Raw genomic sequence first — 21245 nt, forward strand, 5'->3', positions numbered from 1 at the left:
ATGTTGAACTAAACCTTCGGTAGCTTTCTCAGCGCTATATTTAGTTACTTTGTAAAACTAATTAAAAATCAGTAAAATGGCAACAAAAAAAAGAGTGTAGAAGAGCTTAGAGAAAACAAGATCATCAATCAGGCAAAGCGCGAAGTTCCGGGATTTGCGGAGCTTTTGCATAGGTTTGAACGTACGGTTTCTGTATTGGGAAGAAGCCAAAGTACCTTTCAAAATTACTCCAGACACGTCGCTGCGGTGTCGCTACATTTCGGAAAAATTCCTACAGAATTGGATCCCGAGCAAATTCACGATTACCTTTTTTACCTTCAGAAAAAATCAAAATCACCTTCACAGTCGTATTTTAAACACACCGTTTACGGACTTCGATTTCTGCTTAAATCGGAAGGTTTGAGCTATGATTATTTGAGTCTTCCGGAAATTAAAAGAGAGAAAAAACTGCCTGTAGTGCTTAGTAAACAGGAGGTTTGGCAGATGTTGTCCGGCTGTAAACTTTTAAAACATAAAATTTTGATCGGCATTCTTTACGGCTGCGGATTGCGCTGTATGGAAGTTCGAAATCTCCGTTTGTGCGACTTAGATTTTGGTCGAAAACAACTCAAAGTGGTTCAGGGAAAAGGCAAAAAAGACCGCTATTTACCACTTTCCGAACATCTGATTCGTGGGCTCAAAAAGTATATCGAAGCGGAAAAACCGGAAGATTATCTCTTTGGAGAACCTCGTGGAGGGCGTGCTGGTGGCGATTTCGATTCCCGTTACTCCCAGCGCGGCGTTCAGTGGGCGGTAAAACAGGCATCAAAAACGGCAAACATCCTGAAAGAAGTGAGTGTTCATACGCTTCGTCACAGTTTTGCGACGCATCTTCTGGAAGATGGGATGGATATTTTGAGCATCAAAAATCTTCTCGGTCACGAAAGTATTGATACGACGCTGGTTTATCTTCAAATTGCCCAGCTTTCAACCCAAAAACTCTTTTCACCGCTCGATACCCTTTTTTCAGAATTTGGGAAGAAATGAGCGGTTTTAAAACCTCAAAAAAACAGTCAGTTCAACCTCAATCTCAACCTCAATACGAAGTCGCCGATGTTTTAAACAAATTAGGTTCAAAATTGGAAGATTTAGGACTTAATTCTTGGCAGTTAAGAACTTTATTTGCCTTAAAAAAGTGCAGAACTTCGGCTTTGGGCGGTCATATCGATGCTTGTGATGAATGTGGAAATGTAAGCATCAGTTACAACTCCTGCCGAAACCGTCATTGCCCAAAATGTCAGAGCAAAAACCGAGAGCAATGGATTGAAAATCGGGAAACCGAACTGCTTCCGGTACCTTATTTCCACGTGGTTTTTACGCTTCCTGATGTATTGAACAAAACCGCGCTTCACGAGCCCAAAATGTTGTACGATTTTTTATTTGAATCTGCCTGGGAAACGCTTCAAACGTTTGGTGAAAATCGAGGTTTAAAAATGGGAATGATTGCTGTTTTGCACACTTGGGGACAGAATCTGAGCCTTCATCCACATTTGCACTGCATTGTTCCGGGCGGTGGTGTGGATGAAAGCGGAGCTTGGAAAAACATCAGAAGTGACGGTAAATTTTTGTTTTCTGTAAAGGCTTTGAGCAAAGTTTTCAGGGCTAAATTTTGTGAGAAACTGAAAGCTAATTTAAAGGATAAATTCAATGAAAATCAAGAAAATGAATACGAAAAAATCAGGCAAAGTCTGTGGGAAAAACCTTGGGTAGTTTACGCCAAAAAGCCTTTTGGAAGCCCAAAATCGGTGGTGGAATATTTGGGTCGTTATTCCCACAAAATCGCAGTCAGCAACCAGAGAATCAGAAAAATTGATGCGGAGACGGTCACTTTTTCTTACAAAGATTACCGCCAAAAAGGCATCAAAAAGCAGATGGTTTTGAGCCACGAGGAGTTTATCCGCCGTTTTGCGATGCATATTTTGCCGAAAAGATTTGTGAAAATCCGTCATTATGGTTTGTTGAGCTCTACCTGGAAGCGTGAAAAACTCAAAATTTTGCAACAAAAATTAGGTATTCAAACCAAAGAAAAGCCCCTTTCTAAAGTTTTTCAGCCGAAATGTCGTTGTTGTAAAGTTGGAAATCTTGTGACGATTGCCACGTTCGATCTTCGAGGTCCGCCACAATGGTTTTTGGAGATGAGCCGAAATTTACCTGCTCCTAAATCTGCATTTTAAAAGATTTGGGTAAGGGAAATTATGCCCCAACGTGAAGGAAAACACGATAAAACCAAGAAAAACTCGCCAAAAACGAATGCCTAAAAAAAAGAGAACGTCCTGTTCTCTTGAAATATTTTCTAAAAACTTTACGATAAACCCATAGTGTTGAAAAAGCTCCCGAAGCTTCCGTTCAACAGGAGTTTCATTGTTGGCTCTTCGAGCCCAACGAAACTCTGGTTATTGTACGCAGTGTTTTTATTCACTCCGACTTGCCATGAAGTAACCAAATCGATTGTAAAAAATCTTCGAAATCTCTTTTTGCATTTTTTATTCACGCAGAAGATTCAAAAATGCAAAAAGTGATTATTACAATCATTTTGTTTTGATATCCAATATCTTTTATGGCATTAAGAAAAGGGAAAGGCTTGGAAATGCGATAAAAGATATTTTTTGCGGCATGAAGTCAATTTTTAGAGATGATCAAATCACAACGAAATAAAATCTTAAAAAAAATGCCAAATTTTGAATTTATGCGCGACCCCACAACATTGCGTACAACGGCCGAGTATTGGCGATGGTGGGGCATTTGAAAAACGTCAACTCAACATTTGCACAAATGTTCAATAGAATAACAAATGTTGAGTTTACAACTGTCAGCCCCACTATTGCCAATACTATGTTGTGCGTTCGTGCTTTTGTTCATTCAACTATGAGTTATTATTATTCATATTGATAAATAGCAGAAATCCACAAATCATTAGTATTGTAGCAATTCCAAACACAGTTGCTTTGTTGTAACTATAAATTGCGGCTGCTCCAAGCGGAACTAATACATGATATAAAGCCTGCAAACTTTGGCTTGTTCCTTGTAGCAGTCCTTGCTTATCTTCTGTAACAGTGTTGGAAAGCCTTGCATTATATGAGGGGTCAAATAAGCCTTCTCCTAACACAATACAGGCAACAGCTCCTACAATAAAAAATACAGAAGTGATAAATGCACTTATAAATAGCAACCCAAGTCCTACAACAAGTCCAAGCAAACCAATAATGCCAACGGTTTGTTCGCTATACTTTTTTAGCATTTGAGGTAGGATGATTACTCGAGAAAGAATATCGCAAATACCTACTAGAACAAAAACACCACCAATGAATTCTGGCCCCCACTTAAAAACATCTTTAAGAAAAATACTGGCATTAAATTGCCATATTCCTAAACCGATATAAAAAAACGCTCCCATAATGATTAAGCTTTTGGCAGTCTTGATAGAGAATATTTCTTTTAAGTGGGTGAATGTGTTAAAACTTTTCCATGTAATCTGTTTAGTGCGTTTCTCCGTTGTTAGTGATTCTGGAACGAAAATAAAAATACAAGCTATTGAAATAAAAGTAATAATAGCAGTCACATAAAAAGGCAATGTGATGGATTTCGCTCCAAGAAGTCCACCAATTGCAGGTCCCACCATAAACCCAAGTCCATTAGCTCCGCCCAAATATCCAAACCATTTTCCTCTTTCATGTGGTTCTGTGGTGTCTGAAATATATGCAAATAAAGCACTCTGGTTGCCTGCCGTAATACCATCAATAATTCTACCTAAAAAAAGTATCCAAAGAGCACCACCTATACCAAGCAATAAATAGCCAATAACTGAACCCAAAAGGCTTATAAGCAATATCGGTTTTCGCCCAAACCTATCGCTTAAAGTACCAAAAATGGGTGCTGCAAAAAACTGACAAATAGCAAATATTGAAACTAACAAACTCATAGTTGCTGCAATTTTCGTATTGGCAACATATTTCTCTAATAGAAATGGAAAGAGCGGAAGTACAATGGTCATCCCAATTGCATTGAGTATTGTAATTCCAACTATAAACCAAAGGTTTTTCTTATTTTGCATTAATTTTATTCGTTAGTTTTTAAATTCACGTGTAGGTTGGTTCGCATGACGCACAACACTCAAATATATGAATATTTATGAATCAAGCATCATAAAATCGTAATTTTTTTTGAATCTTTATTAAGTATTTGTATATTAATATTTTATAGCTATATTTGGATTGCGTATTTTAAATTATTGGCGGCGGATAACATCCAACGCCATCTGATTTTAGCTTTTTTTAATATATAAAAAATACGCAGTGGTGGTATGGATTTTTCAGACAAAAGATTTCAGTTTTCCTCCGGAACTCACAACGGCTCCAACGTTATTTGGGTGCAGTTTGAAAAAGACCGGCAGCTCATTTCCTTTCTGCGCGAACACACAAAAGCACGGTGGTCCGCCTCACAAAAAAAATGGTATGTTACCGATAACAGGCACTACCGCAAACTTTTTGGGCTGCCCGAGAAAATAACCGGCAAGGCAGTACTCTCCAAAATTCACCTTGTCAATTTGCCGGAGTTCCAGCGTTTCCAGGAACATCTCCTGCTGAAGCGGTACAGTCAAAATACCTTACGCACTTACAGCATAGAATTTGCACAGTTGCTCTACATCCTAAAAAGTTATCCCGTGCAGGAGCTTTCTCCCGAACGTTTGCGGTCTTATTTCCTCTACTGCCACGAAAAACTGAAACTCTCGGAAAGCGAAATCCACAGCCGCATGAATGCCGTAAAGTTTTATTTTGAGCAAGTGCTCCACCGCCAAAAAATGTTTTTCGACATTCCGCGCCCAAAGAAAAAGCTGCTGCTTCCCAAAATGCTCAGCAAAGCTGAAATCAAGAAAATAATAGCTGCCACACTAAATCTCAAACATTCACTTGTTCTGAAAGTGTGTTACGGCATGGGGCTCCGTGTGAGTGAAGTGGTAGCGTTAAAACTTTCCGATATCGACAGTGCGGAAATGCTGGTGCGCATCGAACAGGGGAAAGGTAAAAAAGACCGCATCGCCGTACTTCCCCAAAGCTTACTGCCCGAATTGCGGGAATATTACCTGAGCTACCGCCCAAAGGTTTACCTTTTCGAGGGTAAAGAAGGCGAGGCATATTCTGTACGGTCTGCGCAGGCGGTATTTAGGAAGGCGATGGAAAAGGCAGGCATTCGCAAGAAAGTCGGTATTCACGGATTGCGCCACAGTTTTGCCACTCACTTAATGGAAACAGGAACCGATATCCGCTTTATTCAGGAGCTCCTTGGGCATAATTCCATTAAAACCACCCAAATCTACACGCATGTGACAGACCTTTCAAAGTCCAGGATAAAAAGTCCGCTGGATTCTTTATAATTTTTTTCTAAAACGGCTGTTCTTTCCTGTTTAAAAGTGTTTCTCCATTTTGATATTTGCTCTTTCGTAAACTCCACTTTCAAGTTCAACTTCTTCAAACCCATATTTTCTAAATAAATGAATAGCCGATTGCAACGTTGTGTTTGAGTATAAAATAAGTATCGTTATTTGTTTTTGTTTGGCAATATTTAAGCAATGTTCAATCAATATTGTCCCAATACCGTGTCCCTGTGCTTTGTCGCTGACAGCCAATTTACCTAATTCGTAAACCGTTTCACTTTTCTTTAACAGTGAGGCTGTACCAACAATTTCACCATTGAGTTTAGCATAATAAATATGGCCGCCTTTGTCTATGATATGCTTTTGGGGATCTGAAAGTGATGCAACATCACCTTCTTCTATACGAAAATATTTTTCAAGCCACTCGTAATTCAGTGTCTTAATTGGTACAGATAACTCTTCTGAAAATTCTATGATATCAACCACGTTTTTTTTACTCATTTGCCGGACAATTACATTTATAGATTTTTTTTAAATCGACTGTTCTTCCCTGCTTACATCACTTCTTCCACAGTATAGATCCAATTTAAAACCAAAAATAAATTGGAGAAATAACAGATTTATTATAGATTTTTCTATTTTTTTAAAGAAATTAATAACTTAAAGATTCGCTGAACTAAAGCTTCGGCAGCTTTAACAACCGCATAAATCTGTCACTTTGTAAAGTTAACTAAAAAAGCCTAAACCGACCCAAAAAAGAGGTTCTTCCAGAAATCCTCTGTAAATCTCTAAAATCCTTCGCCGATAAACCCATAATGCTGAAAAAAAACTCCCGAAGCTTCCGTTAAATAGGGTATCACTGTTCGTTCTTCGCACGCAACAAGAACTTAGATGTTGAACTAAACCTCCGGTAGCTTTTCCCATTTGCCGTTTTAGTAACTTTGTTTTTATTAACCTTTTAAAAACTCATGAAATGGCTACAAAAAAAAATCTACGGAGGATTTAAGGACCAACTATATAGCTCCAACAGATAATTGTATTCATGATGGCTCCACAGTTAATACAAAGAGTTTAGATATTGTTATGACGTATTTGGGACATTTTAAAATTTAATAATAAATTGGAAAAGGAAAAAGACATATTAGACAATCTTGAACTACGTTCAGAAAACGTGCAGGATATTCTCACGCAGCCGCCACATTGGATGATTCGATGGGGAAACACGGTAATTTTCGTCATTCTCCTGATGGTTCTCTTGATGAGTTATGTAATTAAATATCCTGAGTTTATACCTGCCCCCATAGTCGTAACTTCCAAAAATCCACCTGAAAAACTTGAAGCAAGAACAAATTCTAAAATTGAAAAAATTTTAGTGAAAGATCATCAGTCTGTAAATAAAAATCAAGTCATGATGGTGCTTCAGTCAGCTGCTGATTACAAGGATATTCTAGCTCTAAAAGATATAGTTGATTCAATGTCATCATCACAAGTTCTCTACTTCCCTACTCAACAGGCATCAACCTTCAAACTTGGCGAAATACAGGGAGAATACAATAGTTTTGCAAAAGCATTGCAGGATGAAAAACTTTTTACTCGTCTTAAGCCCTATGCTCCTGAAAATATTGCAGCAAACCAAAGTCTTGGGGAATACAGGGCAAGGATTGCTACATTACAACAGCAGCGGAACTTAGAAGTTACAAAATTTGACCTTACCAAAAAAAATACTTGCGCTCCCAAGAATTGTTCAATCAAGGTGTAATTGCCGCGATGGAACTAGAAAATGAAAAAACAAAATTTCTACAGGCAGAACAAAATTTGAAAAATATCAATATAACATTGTCACAGATGCAGGAAGCGGTTTCAAATCTAAATAAAACCAAAAGCGGTGCATCAATAAATACTGAGAAAGATAAGATTACTTACAGCTCCCAAACGCTCCAATTATTTGAACAGCTAAGAAAATCACTGAGACAATGGGAACAAAATTATCTAATTTTTTCTTCAACAGAAGGAGTAGTTAGTTTCCAACAATTTTGGGGCGAGAACCAATTTGTAAAACCCGGTGATATTGTGATGTCTGTTCTACCCAATGATAAGGAATTAGTTGTTGGTCGGATGTTGATTCCATCAGTGAATTCCGGTAAAGTTAAACCAAATCAAAAGGTTTTAGTAAAGCTTGATAATTACCGATACCAAGAATATGGAATCGTTGAAGGCTAGGTCCAAAACATCTCTCTTACTCCAGATGATAAAGGGAACTATTATGTTGACGTTTTGCTTCCAAAAGGATTGCGGACTTCTTTTGGGAAAAAGTTGCCATTTGACAGAGAACTCAAAGGAAGTGCCGAGATTGTCACCGAGGATTTAAGGCTAATTGAAAGGTTTTTCTATCAGATCAGGAAATTGTTGGGGTATCAAGCTTGATGTTTTTTTTGTAAAAAATAATTGTCAATGCTAAGATTTCTTACAGAAACTAGGAATCTCCGCGTATTATTAGTGCAAATCCTCGCCAAACAAGCTCATCTTTTTCGAAAACCTACGTAATTTAACTACAGGTAATTTTTCAACTTGGGTAAATCAGGCACATCCCGACCACAACGCCGAGTAAAAAAGTCTACTTCTAACAGAGTCTGTTTCCGTATTTTTAACTTCCAAGATAAACCAATGCTAAAAATCTGAAAAAAAATCATCTACAGAATTTTTCAGTCCTCGTAAATCGTCCAAATCTTCTGGTAAAATACGCACTCCTAAATAAACCACCTGCGAAAAAAAGACCCAGGTTCAGAATTAACCAGTGTAAAACAGACCCATCCTCATTTTCCTAAACGATAAGCATTCTGACAAAAATTTCAATGATAAAAAGACACACCTTCCTTCAAAACCTGCACCAAATAAACTTATCTTTTTCAATAAGTTGGGTAATTTAGCTACAGGTTATCATGCAACCTGCGTAAATCAGCCACATCCTACTCGCAAACGTGGGTAGAAAAGTTACACCCTAAATCAGCCTGTTTTCCGTATTTTTTTCCTTCCAAAGCAACTCTTTCATAAAAAACCGCAAAACAGCCCTAAAATAGCCATTCGAGGAACCTTTTCAGACCTCTAAAAAAATCAGTAAACTTTTGTTGCAAGATGTGTCTTTGTACCCACAAACTTTTCAAGTTTTGGGACAAAGACGGTCTTGCCTTTTTGCAAAAGGGGAAAAAACGGCGGAACTTGTTTTTTTTAATCACCAAATCTGGTTCAAGCATCTAAACTCGTCTAAATTATTCTTTTTTAATCTTCGGAGAATCTAAACTCGTCTAAATTGTTCTTATTTAGCCCACGCCCCATGAACACTATTGTTTTCACGGATTTGATGTCCCAATTTTGCAACAGAAATTTTAATCAAAAAAATGAAAGCAACCCTCTATGTTCTCCTGACACTTTTTGCCATCAACCTCAATGCGCAGGTCGGAATAAACACACAGACACCCGAAACTACTTTTGATGTAGTAGGAAAACCAAACGACACCTCACATCATGACGGGATTATTCCTCCAAGGATAACGGGCGACCAGTTGGCGAACAAGTTTTACACACAGGCAAAAAAAGGTGCGGTTGTATTTGCCACCGCTCCGGCTTCCAATCTTTCGGGGCAGGTCATCAATATTTCAGAATCAGGAATGTATTATTTTGACGGCAACGTATGGCAGAATTTCGCAAAGGAGAAACAGCCTGTCGAATACAGAATTGTACTCACCTTCGATCCCAACAGCACCGCCGCACTGACAGCAACTTCAACTTGGTCCGCCCCTGTAAACTATTCGGGAAATAGCCACGCCTATCTTACCTCCTCAAAATATTACACCATCGGAACCAAAAATTTCGGAGGACTAAAGGGAGCGGTTTTGTTCAGAAAAGTACAGGGAATTGTAAATGTATGGTTTCAGATGTACAGGTCTTCTGATTCCGCACCGATTACGGGAAACGCCTTCATCAGCATTGCGAGCATCTACAGCGACATCGGATACATTCCCAACCAGATTGTCTTACTTCATACGGAGAATTCCACGCAATATTTTCCAGCCCTGCTGGAGAATTACAGCATCCAGATTCCGCAAACCTCCCTAAACGCAATGTCCACATCCTACTACACCTACGGAGAAGTTCAAGGTTATTCCAACTGGATCAAGCCTTATCTGCCCTAATTGATGATTCAACAAAGTCCTTAATGGAAAAAGAAGACTACATAAAATTCAGAATATCCAAAACCAAAAAACAGGACTGGAAAAAAATATGCAAACACAGAAACCTCACATTGACCGACTTACTGACGGCATCAGTTGAGAACAGAATTTTAGACAACGAAAGAAGACAGATACTGGCGTTCATTGAAAAACAAGACAACGTCTTCATCAAGATAGAGACCAACATCAACCAGGTAGCGAAAATTGCAAACGGACAAAAGTTTATTTCGGAATCAGAACTGAAAAACTTCACCGCAAAGCTTTCAGAAATCGCCAAATTGAAGAAGCAGCAAAACCAAATCTTCGAAAAGATCTATGAAATGCTCGCAAAATGATTGTCAAGATTATTCCTGCTTCAGGCTCGGATTTTCACGGCGTTCAGTACAACGACAAAAAGATGGAGAAAGGAACAGGAGAACTGATGCTGATGAAAAACTTTCCCTCCTTCATCAATGGGGAAAGCAGTCCGGAGCAGGTTCGGGACTACTTCAAATCCATTTCAAAAAATGAGAAGGTAAAGAAACCACAGTTCCACGCCGTCATTTCTGCAAAATATCAGAATCATGGCAAGGAAGAAATCACCGAAATCGCCAAAGACTTCATGCAGGAAATGGGCTACGGAAAACAGCCGTTCATAGTAGTTTACCACAGCGACACCGAGAACAACCACGTCCATATCGTCTCCACAAGGGTTGACAAGCAGACCGGAAAGAAAATCAACGACAGTTACGAACGCTTGAAAGCCCAAAAAGCATTGGCAGATACACTAGAAAAACGATACGGAGTAAGTTCCGAGGAAAAATTAGAAAAACTGCTAAACTATCAAATTGCTTCACTCAGCCAACTGGAACTCCTGCTTGAAAGAAGCGGGTTCAAACTAACTAAAGACACAAATGATGAAAATGACTTTTCCATTCTGAAGAACGGGGTAAAACTTAAAACCATCCACGGTAACCAAATCAGTTTTACCCCCAATTCGGACAACGGACGAATGAGACAGCTGAAAGCCATTTTGAGCAAATATAAAGACCTCTGCTCCAACAAAGTCTTCAAGGTCGAAGATAAAAGGGCTCAGGAATCAATGCTTCCTGAGGAAAAGCACAGCGACCATTGGAAACCCAAGGTTGAGTTCGAGAGCGAACTCCAAAAAAAGTTGCGGGACATCTTCGGGCTGGATGTGGTTTTCCACCACAAGCACAGACATAAACCATTCGGATACAGCATCATCGACCACAAGTCGGGAAAGGTGTTCAAGGGAAGCGAAGTTATGAAGATGAACGACCTGTTTGAGATGACCGATGACAAAATAGACAAGAAACTATTTGAAAGCCAAAAGGACTACAATCTGGCGGACAGTCTTTTAAAACAGATTTTAATGGAGCACCTGAAACGCCAGAATCCCGAAAACGTAGTAAAAGAATTTATGCTTTTCGAGTCCAAGAAAATAAAAAACAGGGAGGTTTTCAACTCCATAAAAAACGATGTAAAGGATTATGTGAAATCACAGAATAACAAGGATGTCCACCTCATAAAATCGGAAGAAGGTAAATATTATGCCGTCCACTCCAAACTGCACTATGTGGGATCATTGGAAAAATTAATTGGTGAAAGAGCCTATCAAAAATTCCTCAATCCAAGCCAAGAATCCGCATCTGAAAATAGAGATGAAAATCTTTCCAAAGAACTGGACAGAAGCATAGACGACCTGATTTTCCAATTCACCAAACCATCGGGAGGAACAGGGAAAGACCCCGCCGAAGAAGAGTTAAGAAAAAGACGCAAAAACAAAAAAAGAACATAAGAATGATCATCACATTTGCCACCCAAAAAGGCGGAACAGGGAAAACCACCCTCGCCATCGCTTTCGCCAACTATCTCTCCGGAATTTCCACAAGGAAGATTAAGGTGTTTGATTTCGACTACCAAAAATCCTTCTTCAACAAATGGAGGGAGGACGCGGAATCGGAACTGCCCAAACTGTACGAGGTGGAAGTCATCGGCGAAGATGACGATGAACCTCCCTTCGAGGACTTGGAACAGGTTGTCGACCTGAAAGAAAGCAAAGACCTGTTCCTGTTCGATTTGGCGGGAACGCTTGACCAGAGATACAGCGATGTCTTGGTGTACAGCGACTTCATCATCATTCCCTTCGAGTATTCCGATGTGTCCGTAAAATCGACACTGGTATTCAAAAATCTTCTGGGTTTATTGGAAAGCGAGGCGGAACGAATCTTCATCCGCTCCAAATACGACAAAGGCTACAAATATCTCAACCAAAAGGAAATGGATATCGAGTTGGCAAAATACGGAACTCTGCTAGAAAACCCCGTGTTCAAAAGAAACTGCCTTCAAACCATCGACACGAGAAAACTCACCTACGAGCAAAAATACGCCATAAAGAAGCCGTTCGACGAAATTATACAGCAGATCAGCGAGGTCAAAAAAGTTACGCTTTAACGAAAGACAAAAGAGACAAGAAAAAAGAATCCAAAAACCACAAACCTCAAATACAACCATTATGCTAAAATATTCACTCATCCTTTTAGGAGCCTACTTTCTGTACTATGCCGGAAATATCGTTTACGACCTTTTCCTAAAAAAAGAGAAAACCATACAGACCGATGTTGCAGAAGAATACTCACTCGGCGACTTTGCACAGGTGGAGAATGAGGAACCCACCTTGGTCGGCATCGAGGATGTGGAAAATCTCAAAACCCCGAAATCATTTCTAAAAAGCGAACCCATTCCGATTCAAAGACAGAACAATTTTGAAGACAATCCCAGTCTGGAAGAATTGAGGAAAAGGTTTGAGGCGGAAGAGGATTTGGATGAGACGACTCCATCACAGCCGGAGACGAAACACCACGAAAATCCGCCACAGCAAACTGAAATCGCCCAAAAAAAAGAAATTATTGAACCAATAGTTTCAAAGAAAAAAAATGATGCACAGAGCAAGAAAGACCAATGGCAAAAAATTGTCAACCTCTCTGAAACCAATGTAAAACTGGTGGACAATATTGAGGGACAAAAGGTTTACCACTCGACGATTTAACCAATATACCCATAATAACTAACCTAAATTTTAAAAATGATGAAAAATTTTATCAGAAAAAACGTGACAAAAAAGAAAGTTCTAACCCTTGCCTTGGTGATGCTGGCGATGACCCCGATGCTTGCGCAGGGCGGAGCAACCGCCATCTCCAACGCCGCTTCCGACATTAAAGACTATTGGGATCCCATCAAGCTGATATTAAAGGCAGTCGGTGGACTGGTAGGATTTATCGGAGGATTGAGGGTGTACAACAAATGGACGAACGGCGACCAGGATGTCAACAAAGAAATCCTCGGCTACGGCGGTGCGATGATCTTCCTTATCGTGGTTCCGGAATTTGTAACCGCATTCTTTGCTTAAGATGGGATACTACCTGTACAAGGGGCTCAAAAAACCCCTTGTATTCTTCGGACTCAAAGGCAAATACATCATTTATGCGGTAGCCGTCATCGGCGCAGGTGTGGTTGCGGCACTCATCTTATCCAAATTCGGATTGCTGGGTTCATTATTAGGTTTATTGGTAACCGCAGGAGGTGTCTACCTCATTTTCAAGAAGCAGGACAAAAACGGACTCTACGACAAGACCAAAAATTTTGACCAGATATTCATTTTTCCAAAAAAACTCAACAACAAAAGATTTTTAAAAGATGGTAAAGACAAAGAAACAGGCATTTGACATTCCCTTCATCGGCTACGATTACGGAAAGGATTTTGGATGGGATTTTGATGTCCTCTTCGGACAGTACGGGAATCCGATTATCGGCATCAGAATTAAGAACATTGTGGAACAGTATTCCGCCGACCCAGACAACTACCTGAACTTCCATACCGTGCTGAATCAAGTCGTATCCATTATTGGCGAAGGAAGAATCGTTCAAAAACTCGACATCTTTTCCAAAAAGAGATATACCGCCGAATCCTCCAACCAGTTCCTCCAGCAGAAATACTCCGAGCATTTTGACGGAAGACTATTTAAAACCATCGAAACGGTACTCCTGTTTACGGACATTGTGGACGACAAACTCAAGAAGAAAAACAAGCACTACCAGTTTTCCGAAAAAAGTTACAAAGAACTTCGCGACAAATGCCAAAAGGTGTTGATGCTCTTGAAGCAGAGCGGTTGCGAACCCCAATTTTTATATGAGAAAGATTTTGAATACTACATTTCGGGTGTATTGTCGATGCAGTTTACGGAAACCCCGGTTTTTGACAATATCAAAAGTACCAACGAATATCTCCAAATCGGAAACCGCTTCGTCAAAAATATTTCCTATGTGGATGTCGAAAATATCGACCTGCCTTCAGAAATAGATCCTTTTTCCATATTGGGAGGAAACGGAGCAGCCTCGGAAACGGCGGTGGACAACTTCACCTTCATCAACGAATTGGAGGATTACGAAACCATCATCTACAATCAGGTCATCACCATTCCTCTGCAGGCGCAACAACAGCGGGAACTCGACAAAAAGAAAAAGAAGCACGAGGGGGCGGCAAACAACTCTCCATCCAACGCCATTATTGCGGAAGAAATCCAAACGCTTCTCCACAATATCGCCATCGACGGACAACTCGTGGTCAATGCCCATTTCTCCCTAATATTTTCAACACATACACTGGAAAAAATGGAAGGAATACAGTCGATGATCGAGAACAAGCTTTTTACGAAAGGAATTATCGTCTCCAAGAACGCCTACAACCAGCTCGAACTATTTCGCTCCGCCATTCCAGGCAATGCCACGGAACTTCGGGAATACGATTTATTTATGACGACAAGCGAAGCGGCCTTGTGTTTTTTTTTTAAAGAAAGTTACCCCGTGAACGAGGATTCCAATTTTTATCTGCGTTTTACCGACCGACAAGGCGTTCCATTGAAAGTTGACCCGGCGGACTTGCCGATGAAGACAGGAAGAATCAACAACCGAAACAAGTTTGTCCTCGGTCCGTCAGGTTCTGGAAAGTCCTTCCTGATGAACAATATCGTTGAGCAATACCTGACCTACAATTATGACGTGGTCATTGTGGACACAGGAGATTCCTATTCGGGAACCTGCAAATACAAAGGCGGGAGATACATCCAATACACTGAAGAAAAACCAATCACCATGAATCCTTTTTTGATGAACAAGAAAGAGTTCAACATCGAAAAAATAGAATTTTTGACCAATTTGATTTTCCTGATTTGGCAAGGTCCCGATGCCACGATGTCGTCCGCACAAAAATCTATTTTGGACAATGTGCTGATGTCGTATTACCACCAATATTTCAATTCGGGAACCAGGTGGTATGAGCATAAGACCTCGGAGGAACTCATTCTCTATCTGAACAAATACAACATCCACGAGGAAGACATTATTTCAGATTTTGAGAACCAGTCGAACGGACAGTACAACTATTACGATATTTTGGGAATCGCTTTCGATGCAGGTTCTGACGAGATTAAGGAGGCTTTCCGAAAACTCGCCATCGAATATCATCCGGACAAAAATATGAACAACCCGAATTACGACAGCGAAAAATTCTACAAGGTTTACGAAGCTTATGAAACCTTGAACGATGAAGATAAGAGAAAAATCTACAATGAGACGCAACTCATCCTCATCAAGTCCAACGAGATTATCAGGCAGCCGAAAACGGCGGAAGAATGGAACGAGTCCTTCCGAAAAACCATCATCAAGAAAATCAAGGAACTTGAAGAAAAGTTGGAAGCCAAAGAATTGTCTTTTAATGGATTTTACGACTACTGCGATAAATTTCTACCACTTTATCTGAATAATAAAAAGCACGCAATTACCGAAAGAGAATTCAATTTAAGAACCTTTCTGTTTGTGTTGAAAGACTTTTACAAAGGCGGAAGATACGGAACCACGCTCAATGAAAGTGCAGACAATACGCTCTTCGACGAACCATTCATTGTTTTTGAAATCGACAATGTGAAAGACAATCCGAAACTTTTCCCGATTGTGACGCTCATCATCATGGATACTTTTATTCAGAAGATGCGGCTTCGAAAAGACCGAAGAAAGGCACTCATCATCGAGGAAGCGTGGAAGGCTATTGCCAGCAAACTGATGGGCGGATATATTCTCTATCTCTACAAGACGGTTCGGAAATTTTGGGGAGAAGCCGTGGTCGTTACACAGGAATTGGACGACATCATCGGAAATGCCGTCGTGAAAGACAGCATCATCAACAACTCCGATACCTTCATCCTTTTGGATCAGACCAAGTTCAAGGACAACTTCGACAAGATTGCGTCGCTACTTTCATTGAACAAGGTGGAGCAAAACAAGATTTTCACCATCAATAATTTGAACAACAAGTTTGGAAGAAGCCGTTTCAAGGAATTTTATCTGAAGCGGGGTTCCAAAGGAGAAGTTTACGGCAATGAGGTTTCCCTGGAGCAGTATTTAACCTACACCACGGAAAAGCCCGAAAAATCAGCAGTCGAATACTATGTGCAACAATACGGAAACTACGACGAGGCTTTGCTCAAGATTGTGGATGATTTGAAAAATTTTGGAGACAGCCTCGAAAACTTGGTATCGCTCGTCAACCTTTACCAGAAGCCGTTGGACAAAAAGGTGGTTTTCTATTATAGGATGATGAAGAAGACGCACAAAGGACAAAATATCTTCAAAATCATCTCTCAGGAACTAGAAAACCGAAATATCCATTTTTCAGAATTAATCAACATTCAAAATCTAAAATATGAAACCGCATAAAACCTCTTTAAGGAACACACGCAAAACTCCCTCTCCTTTGGAGAGGGTTGGGGTGAGGCTGCTATTTTTACTTTTCCCACTTTGGAGTACAGGGAGCTTCTCCCAAAACACCTACATCGACCCGACGGTAACGGCGGCAATGATTCTTTATTCAGAAAACCTGAAAGCCAAGCAGAACGATGTGATTGATGAAACCTCCAAACTGAAGGATGCCCAAGCGTGGGTGGGAACACAGATGGTGGTTGCCAACGACATTCAGAATAAGATTCTGAAAGGTCTGATGGAAGTTTCGGGAACTTTGCAGAACGGAATACAGGTAAAAGAAATCTACTCCGAACTCAATAAATGCTATACCTATTCTTCGCAGGTAGTACAGTTGGCATCACAGCATCCGCAATATGCGATATTCGGGGTAAAAGCTTCACAGAAAACCTATGAACAGAGCCTGAAAATCGTGACCGATGTGTCCGACATACTCGCCTCGGGAGAACTGAACCTTGCGACCGCAGGAGACCGTTACAAGATACTGCACAACATTTCCGAGAACGTGAAAAACCTCAAGCTGTGGCTTCTTGCGATCAAGTTGAGACTGGAAAAAGCCAACCGTTTGGGATTCTGGAACTCCATCAATCCATTTGCAGGATACATCAATACCGACAAGGGCATTGTGGAAAATATCATGAACCGATATAAAAGAAATTTCTAGCCCCTGTCTCCAAAGGGGAACAATGTAAAAAATAAGATGAAAATGAAACATCCCATAATTAACGCTTTAAAAAGCCCACTTTGGGGGTTTGGGGGCTTGCTGGCGTATATCATTCTCACTTCATCCAGTGGCGGTTCCACGCCGTCTTGGCAGCAGGAAAACGTCTCCTTTCCGATGATGAATCTTGAAATTAAGGCGACGATGGATGAAAACGAAAGGCAGAAGGAGATGCGGAAAAACCAGATTGCCAATGCCACGGTGGAAACCGCCAACAAAACCCAGTGGAACAATTTCAAGGACAAGGTGACCAAAATTCAGGACAGGCTTAGAATCGTATCGTTCGCCATTCAGGCGATTCCCACAGGAATTGCGATGAGCAGGGAGATTACGAAAGTCACCCAAAACCAGCAAGCCATTATCCATGAAATCAGTACGGCTCCCTATTCCATCATCGCGGTTCTGCCTTCACAAGTTCAGTTTGTGGACGATCTGCAAATGGTGACGAGGCTGATTGTCGGGATTGTGGTTTCCTATGGGGCAATGAACCAGATGGAAAAGTCGGAGCGCAAGATTTTATTGGATTATGCCTTGGGAGAAGTCAAGACGCTGAGCAGAAATTCTACCCATATGCTTTTAAAGATTCGGGACATAAAGGCAAAAGTTTTACGAAACAAAAGAGCCTTTCAATACTATGTGAATCGGGACAAACAAGTGGTCGAGAACATTATGAAAAACATTAAATCCTTTTAAAAATGAGAAAACTATTTATTGGAGGAATCTTGTTTTTTTCTGTTGGTTTGGTAAGCGGACAGCAGATTGTCATCAACGACAAACTCTTGGCGCAGATGACCACCAACCACGGCGTAAGACTGGGAAGCGAGCAGGCTTTTCTAAACTCTTATGAAAAACAGAAGGAACTGTACGACGACATTAAAAGCCAGACCGCACAGGTCATAGCCATTCAGGAATACATCTACCAGCAGTTAAAAAATGTCAACTCGGCACTTACGCAGAGCAAAAAGTTAATCTACCTGTACCAATATCTGGGAAAGATGGCGAACAACTCCAACAAGATGCTGGACTTATCGGCGCAACATCCGGAATATGCCGTTTTGGTTTCCAAATACTATGTCGAAATCGGCAAACATACCTTAAAACTCAAGCAGGAAATCACGCAGGATATTTTGAACGAGAACAAGGATTTCCTGATGGATCCGATGGACAGGGAGATGCTTATTGAAAAGGTGTTTACCCGAGTTAGGAATATCAACGGAAACATCCTCTACATCATACTGCGGTTAGAAAACGCCAAGAAAATTCCGTACCTGTACCAGGTTCCCGTCCTACGGAACTACCTCAATATCGACAGGGCGATTGTCGGAGACATTATCCAGAAATACAAATACATATTCAATTAAAAAGATGAAAAAATTAGTTAAAAAATTAGCCTTCGTTCCGCTTTTGCTGGCAGCAGTCGGCGTATTTGGACAGTTTACCGTAAAGCGTTTGAACGATCCCTCCATCGTCGCCCAGCACAAAAGAATGGTGTTCCAGAGTTGGGGCGATTGGCGACCCTATCCCAAATATCTTTTGGGAATTCAGACCAACTTCGCCTATGCGACAGTTTGGGGAATGTGGGCTCCCAGCAGAAACAGGGACTATAAGGATGGAGAAGACATCCGGCCGCTAAAACCGACGGGACTTCAAAACCAGCGTTTTGCCCAAGTGAAATTTCAAGAGGAAGAGGCAAAAAAGATAAAGGCGGCATCCGACACCATCTATAAAAGAAGCGTCCAAGACTTTGCCCATTGGACTTCGGCGACGGTCGATGCAGACCCGCTCTGGTTGCTCTACTACAAAAGGATGCTCAGACCCATTACCGAATTTCCAGACAATCCTCAAAACTTTATCGAATGGAGGCTGAAGAACCAGCAAACCTACGAAACGCTCAATACCACGGGAACTTTAAAAAGACTTCAGGAGGAATTGGACTTAATCAAGGAAAAATATTCAATGTCGAGGTCGATGGATATGCCGAGAGGAAAACGCTTTTTGATGTACCATGACACCCTTATCAAATGGAGAAGGTTCGTGCAGGAATTAAGGAAACACAACGATAAGACGACACTTCTTTTGGACTATAAAAATATTCTGAAAAACCATTCGCCTTATGCATTGCCACAGGCTTGGACTCCCGCTTCCGACAAGCAGATCATCCACAACACGATGCAGCAGTACAAACATAAATTTTAGTGATGAAAAGAAATACTACACCCTTATTTTGCCTCTTGGCAATATTGCTGCCGATAATCGGCTTTGCCCAAACCGACGGCGACTACAGCAACCTGCTCCAATTTCTAAAGGGCGACGGCGCATTTGAGAAATGGTTTATGGAGGTCTTTACCAAACTGGACAACAGCGTTCAAGACGGTGCTGTCGGATCCGCTTTGGTTGGAAGGGCGATCGGAGGACTGGGAGCGTTGATGTATCTCGGATACATGGGTTGGCAAATGGCGGCGGGCGACCGGGAATGGGAAATCACCCCGATGCTCAAACCAATCCTCATTGGATTTACCCTGGTGTATTGGAGTGGTTTTGTCAATCTGATTCAGGCACCCTTTGAAGCCATTGCAGAACCGGGAATCGCCATTTTCAGCGACATTGAGTCCGAAGTGAATGATTTGAGGATTCAACGATTCAAGAAACAGCAGCAGCTACTCGATGCCGTCATCAAACTGAAAGCCGACGAGGATGCGAAGCAGGACGTCATCAACAACACCGGCAAAGATGCCGACGACTCTTGGTTCGACATCAGCGAGGGACTGGACAAACTCATCCAACCCATCAAGGAATGGCAGTTACGGATGGAGTTCCAGCTCCAAAAACTGGTTGCAGAAATTATCGAGTTCGTTTGCCTTTCCATCCTTCGAATCTGTGTCTACCTTATTTTCTTCATCCAAAAAATTTGGGCCTACATCCTCATTATTTTGGGGCCTATTGCGGTAGGTATGGCGCTCGTTCCAGGATTTGAAAACTCGCTGTACAGCTGGGTTTCCAAGTTCATCAACATCAACCTATACACCTTTGTAGCCTATACCATCATCAATATTGGTCAGCAACTGATCGCTTCGGGTTATGAAATGGAGATTGAGCGGTATGACACGCTTTTAACCAATGGAACCATCACCAATTTAGATGCCTTGATGGTTTATGTGAGCAATTCGGGAATGATCTACAACCAGCTCTTTACCTGTGTCGCCTATATCGTGACGGGAATCGGGGTATTGATGACGCCCACCATTGCCGACACCATTGTTACAGCGGGAGGTGCAGGTGCGATGACCAAGATGAAGAGTGCTGCTGGAAGAATGGCGAGTGCCGCTAAAACAACGGTATTGGCAGCCAAAACCGGTGGAGCTTCCGTAGCGGGAGCAGCAGCAAAATCGGCTGCATCAGGTTCCGCATCGGGAATGGTCAACAGTGCGATGAATAACAACAAAAAATAAATAAGATGCTGATCAAAAATATCGAACAAAGAATAAAAATCAACAAGGTAGTTTCGCTGGGAACAATAGCATTTGCCGTAATTATCGTATTGGCGGGCTTCTTCTTTGCCTATCGGATGATTCAGGATTCAAGAAAATCCATCTACATTTTGGACAACGGGGTTCCGGTACTGGCAAAGCAGACCGATGTCTTGTTAAACAGACCCGTAGAATACAAAGCCCAAATTGAACTGTTCCACCGACTATTTTTCACCTTGGCTCCCGATGATGCCTACATCAAGGAGAATATTCAAAAATCACTGTACCTCATTGACGACAGCGGAAAAAAAGAATACACCAATCTCAAGGAAAAAGGCTTCTACAACCAGATTGTGGCCTCCAGTTCCATGGTCAGTATTCATACGGATTCCATCTCGCTCAATATGGAGCAACAGAAATTCTCCTTTTTCGGAAAGCAGATGATTACCAGAAAGTCTGCCGTGATTACAAGAAAATTGATTACCGAAGGATACTTTGAGGACATCATCCGAAGTCCAAACAATCCGCACGGTGTGATGCTTAAAAATTGGAGGATTATCGACAACGAGGAAATCTCCAACCAAACCAAAAATTCCTATTAA

At 41.1% G+C, this 21245-nt stretch carries 21 protein-coding genes; 19 read left to right on the forward strand and 2 right to left on the reverse strand.

Annotation, left to right across the window (positions count from 1 at the left end; translation table 11 throughout):
• Positions 1-195: 195 nt before the first annotated feature.
• Positions 196-1026, forward strand: coding sequence for a tyrosine-type recombinase/integrase (locus C3729_RS08775; RefSeq protein ID WP_024564048.1), 831 nt, complete (start codon positions 196-198; stop codon positions 1024-1026).
• Complete coding sequence (locus C3729_RS08780) at positions 1023-2213, forward strand: IS91 family transposase (RefSeq protein ID WP_104793198.1); 1191 nt, start codon at positions 1023-1025, stop codon at positions 2211-2213. Before C3729_RS08775 ends, C3729_RS08780 begins: the two co-directional genes overlap by 4 nt.
• A gap of 689 nt (positions 2214-2902) precedes the next feature.
• Here the strand turns inward: C3729_RS08780 and C3729_RS08785 are convergent.
• On the reverse strand, positions 2903-4090 hold the full coding sequence (locus C3729_RS08785; protein ID WP_104793833.1) for an MFS transporter: 1188 nt from the start codon (positions 4088-4090) through the stop codon (positions 2903-2905).
• Positions 4091-4339: 249 nt separating this feature from the next.
• Here C3729_RS08785 and C3729_RS08790 point away from each other — a divergent pair, with 249 nt between their 5' ends.
• Entirely contained in the window at positions 4340-5410 is a 1071-nt protein-coding gene (locus C3729_RS08790) for a tyrosine-type recombinase/integrase (protein ID WP_024567409.1), read from the forward strand.
• Between the two features lie 30 nt (positions 5411-5440).
• Here the strand turns inward: C3729_RS08790 and C3729_RS08795 are convergent, their stop codons facing one another.
• Positions 5441-5911: a GNAT family N-acetyltransferase gene (locus C3729_RS08795; RefSeq protein ID WP_031502824.1), complete on the reverse strand. Its 471-nt coding sequence runs from the start codon at positions 5909-5911 to the stop codon at positions 5441-5443.
• Positions 5912-6530: 619 nt separating this feature from the next.
• On the opposite strand from C3729_RS08795, the gene C3729_RS13390 reads away from it, so the two are divergent.
• From C3729_RS13390 to traK, 16 genes are all read left to right on the forward strand, one after another.
• On the forward strand, positions 6531-7169 hold the full coding sequence (locus C3729_RS13390) for a hypothetical protein (protein WP_214649541.1): 639 nt from the start codon (positions 6531-6533) through the stop codon (positions 7167-7169).
• Positions 7151-7630, forward strand: coding sequence for an HlyD family secretion protein (locus C3729_RS13395; protein WP_260204507.1), 480 nt, complete (start codon positions 7151-7153; stop codon positions 7628-7630). The genes C3729_RS13390 and C3729_RS13395 overlap by 19 nt, the downstream gene beginning before the upstream one ends.
• 1175 nt (positions 7631-8805) lie before the next feature.
• A complete protein-coding gene (locus C3729_RS08805) occupies positions 8806-9600 on the forward strand; it encodes a hypothetical protein (RefSeq protein ID WP_024565584.1) in 795 nt (264 codons plus the stop codon).
• A 23-nt stretch (positions 9601-9623) separates the two neighbouring features.
• Positions 9624-9974, forward strand: coding sequence for a hypothetical protein (locus C3729_RS08810; protein WP_104793834.1), 351 nt, complete (start codon positions 9624-9626; stop codon positions 9972-9974).
• The gene (locus tag C3729_RS08815) at positions 9971-11440 is read left to right on the forward strand and encodes a relaxase/mobilization nuclease domain-containing protein (RefSeq protein WP_104793835.1); all 1470 of its coding nucleotides are present in this window, start codon (positions 9971-9973) and stop codon (positions 11438-11440) included. Before C3729_RS08810 ends, C3729_RS08815 begins: the two co-directional genes overlap by 4 nt.
• A 2-nt stretch (positions 11441-11442) precedes the next feature.
• Positions 11443-12096, forward strand: a complete 654-nt coding sequence (locus C3729_RS08820) for a ParA family protein (RefSeq protein ID WP_104793836.1) — start codon at positions 11443-11445, stop codon at positions 12094-12096.
• Positions 12097-12157: 61 nt separating this feature from the next.
• Entirely contained in the window at positions 12158-12691 is a 534-nt protein-coding gene (locus tag C3729_RS08825) for a hypothetical protein (RefSeq protein ID WP_104793837.1), read from the forward strand.
• A 36-nt stretch (positions 12692-12727) separates the two neighbouring features.
• Entirely contained in the window at positions 12728-13051 is a 324-nt protein-coding gene (locus tag C3729_RS08830) for a DUF4134 domain-containing protein (protein WP_024567406.1), read from the forward strand.
• A 1-nt stretch (position 13052) separates the two neighbouring features.
• Positions 13053-13367, forward strand: a complete 315-nt coding sequence (locus tag C3729_RS08835; protein WP_024567405.1) for a hypothetical protein — start codon at positions 13053-13055, stop codon at positions 13365-13367.
• A complete protein-coding gene (locus C3729_RS08840; protein WP_104793838.1) occupies positions 13339-16413 on the forward strand; it encodes a TraG family conjugative transposon ATPase in 3075 nt (1024 codons plus the stop codon). The genes C3729_RS08835 and C3729_RS08840 overlap by 29 nt, the downstream gene beginning before the upstream one ends.
• Entirely contained in the window at positions 16400-17119 is a 720-nt protein-coding gene (locus tag C3729_RS08845; protein WP_228464265.1) for a hypothetical protein, read from the forward strand. The genes C3729_RS08840 and C3729_RS08845 overlap by 14 nt, the downstream gene beginning before the upstream one ends.
• Before the next feature lie 42 nt (positions 17120-17161).
• Complete coding sequence (locus tag C3729_RS08850) at positions 17162-17869, forward strand: hypothetical protein (protein ID WP_228464266.1); 708 nt, start codon at positions 17162-17164, stop codon at positions 17867-17869.
• 2 nt (positions 17870-17871) lie between these two features.
• On the forward strand, positions 17872-18537 hold the full coding sequence (locus C3729_RS08855) for a hypothetical protein (RefSeq protein WP_104793839.1): 666 nt from the start codon (positions 17872-17874) through the stop codon (positions 18535-18537).
• Positions 18538-18541: 4 nt separating this feature from the next.
• Positions 18542-19372, forward strand: coding sequence for a hypothetical protein (locus C3729_RS08860; RefSeq protein ID WP_104793840.1), 831 nt, complete (start codon positions 18542-18544; stop codon positions 19370-19372).
• A 2-nt stretch (positions 19373-19374) separates the two neighbouring features.
• On the forward strand, positions 19375-20625 hold the full coding sequence (locus C3729_RS08865; RefSeq protein ID WP_029738611.1) for a type IV secretion system protein: 1251 nt from the start codon (positions 19375-19377) through the stop codon (positions 20623-20625).
• A gap of 5 nt (positions 20626-20630) precedes the next feature.
• A complete protein-coding gene (gene traK, locus C3729_RS08870) occupies positions 20631-21245 on the forward strand; it encodes a conjugative transposon protein TraK (RefSeq protein ID WP_024565597.1) in 615 nt (204 codons plus the stop codon).

Origin of the sequence: Cloacibacterium normanense (assembly GCF_002943105.1) — a bacterium.
Taxonomy (GTDB): Bacteria; Bacteroidota; Bacteroidia; order Flavobacteriales; family Weeksellaceae; genus Cloacibacterium.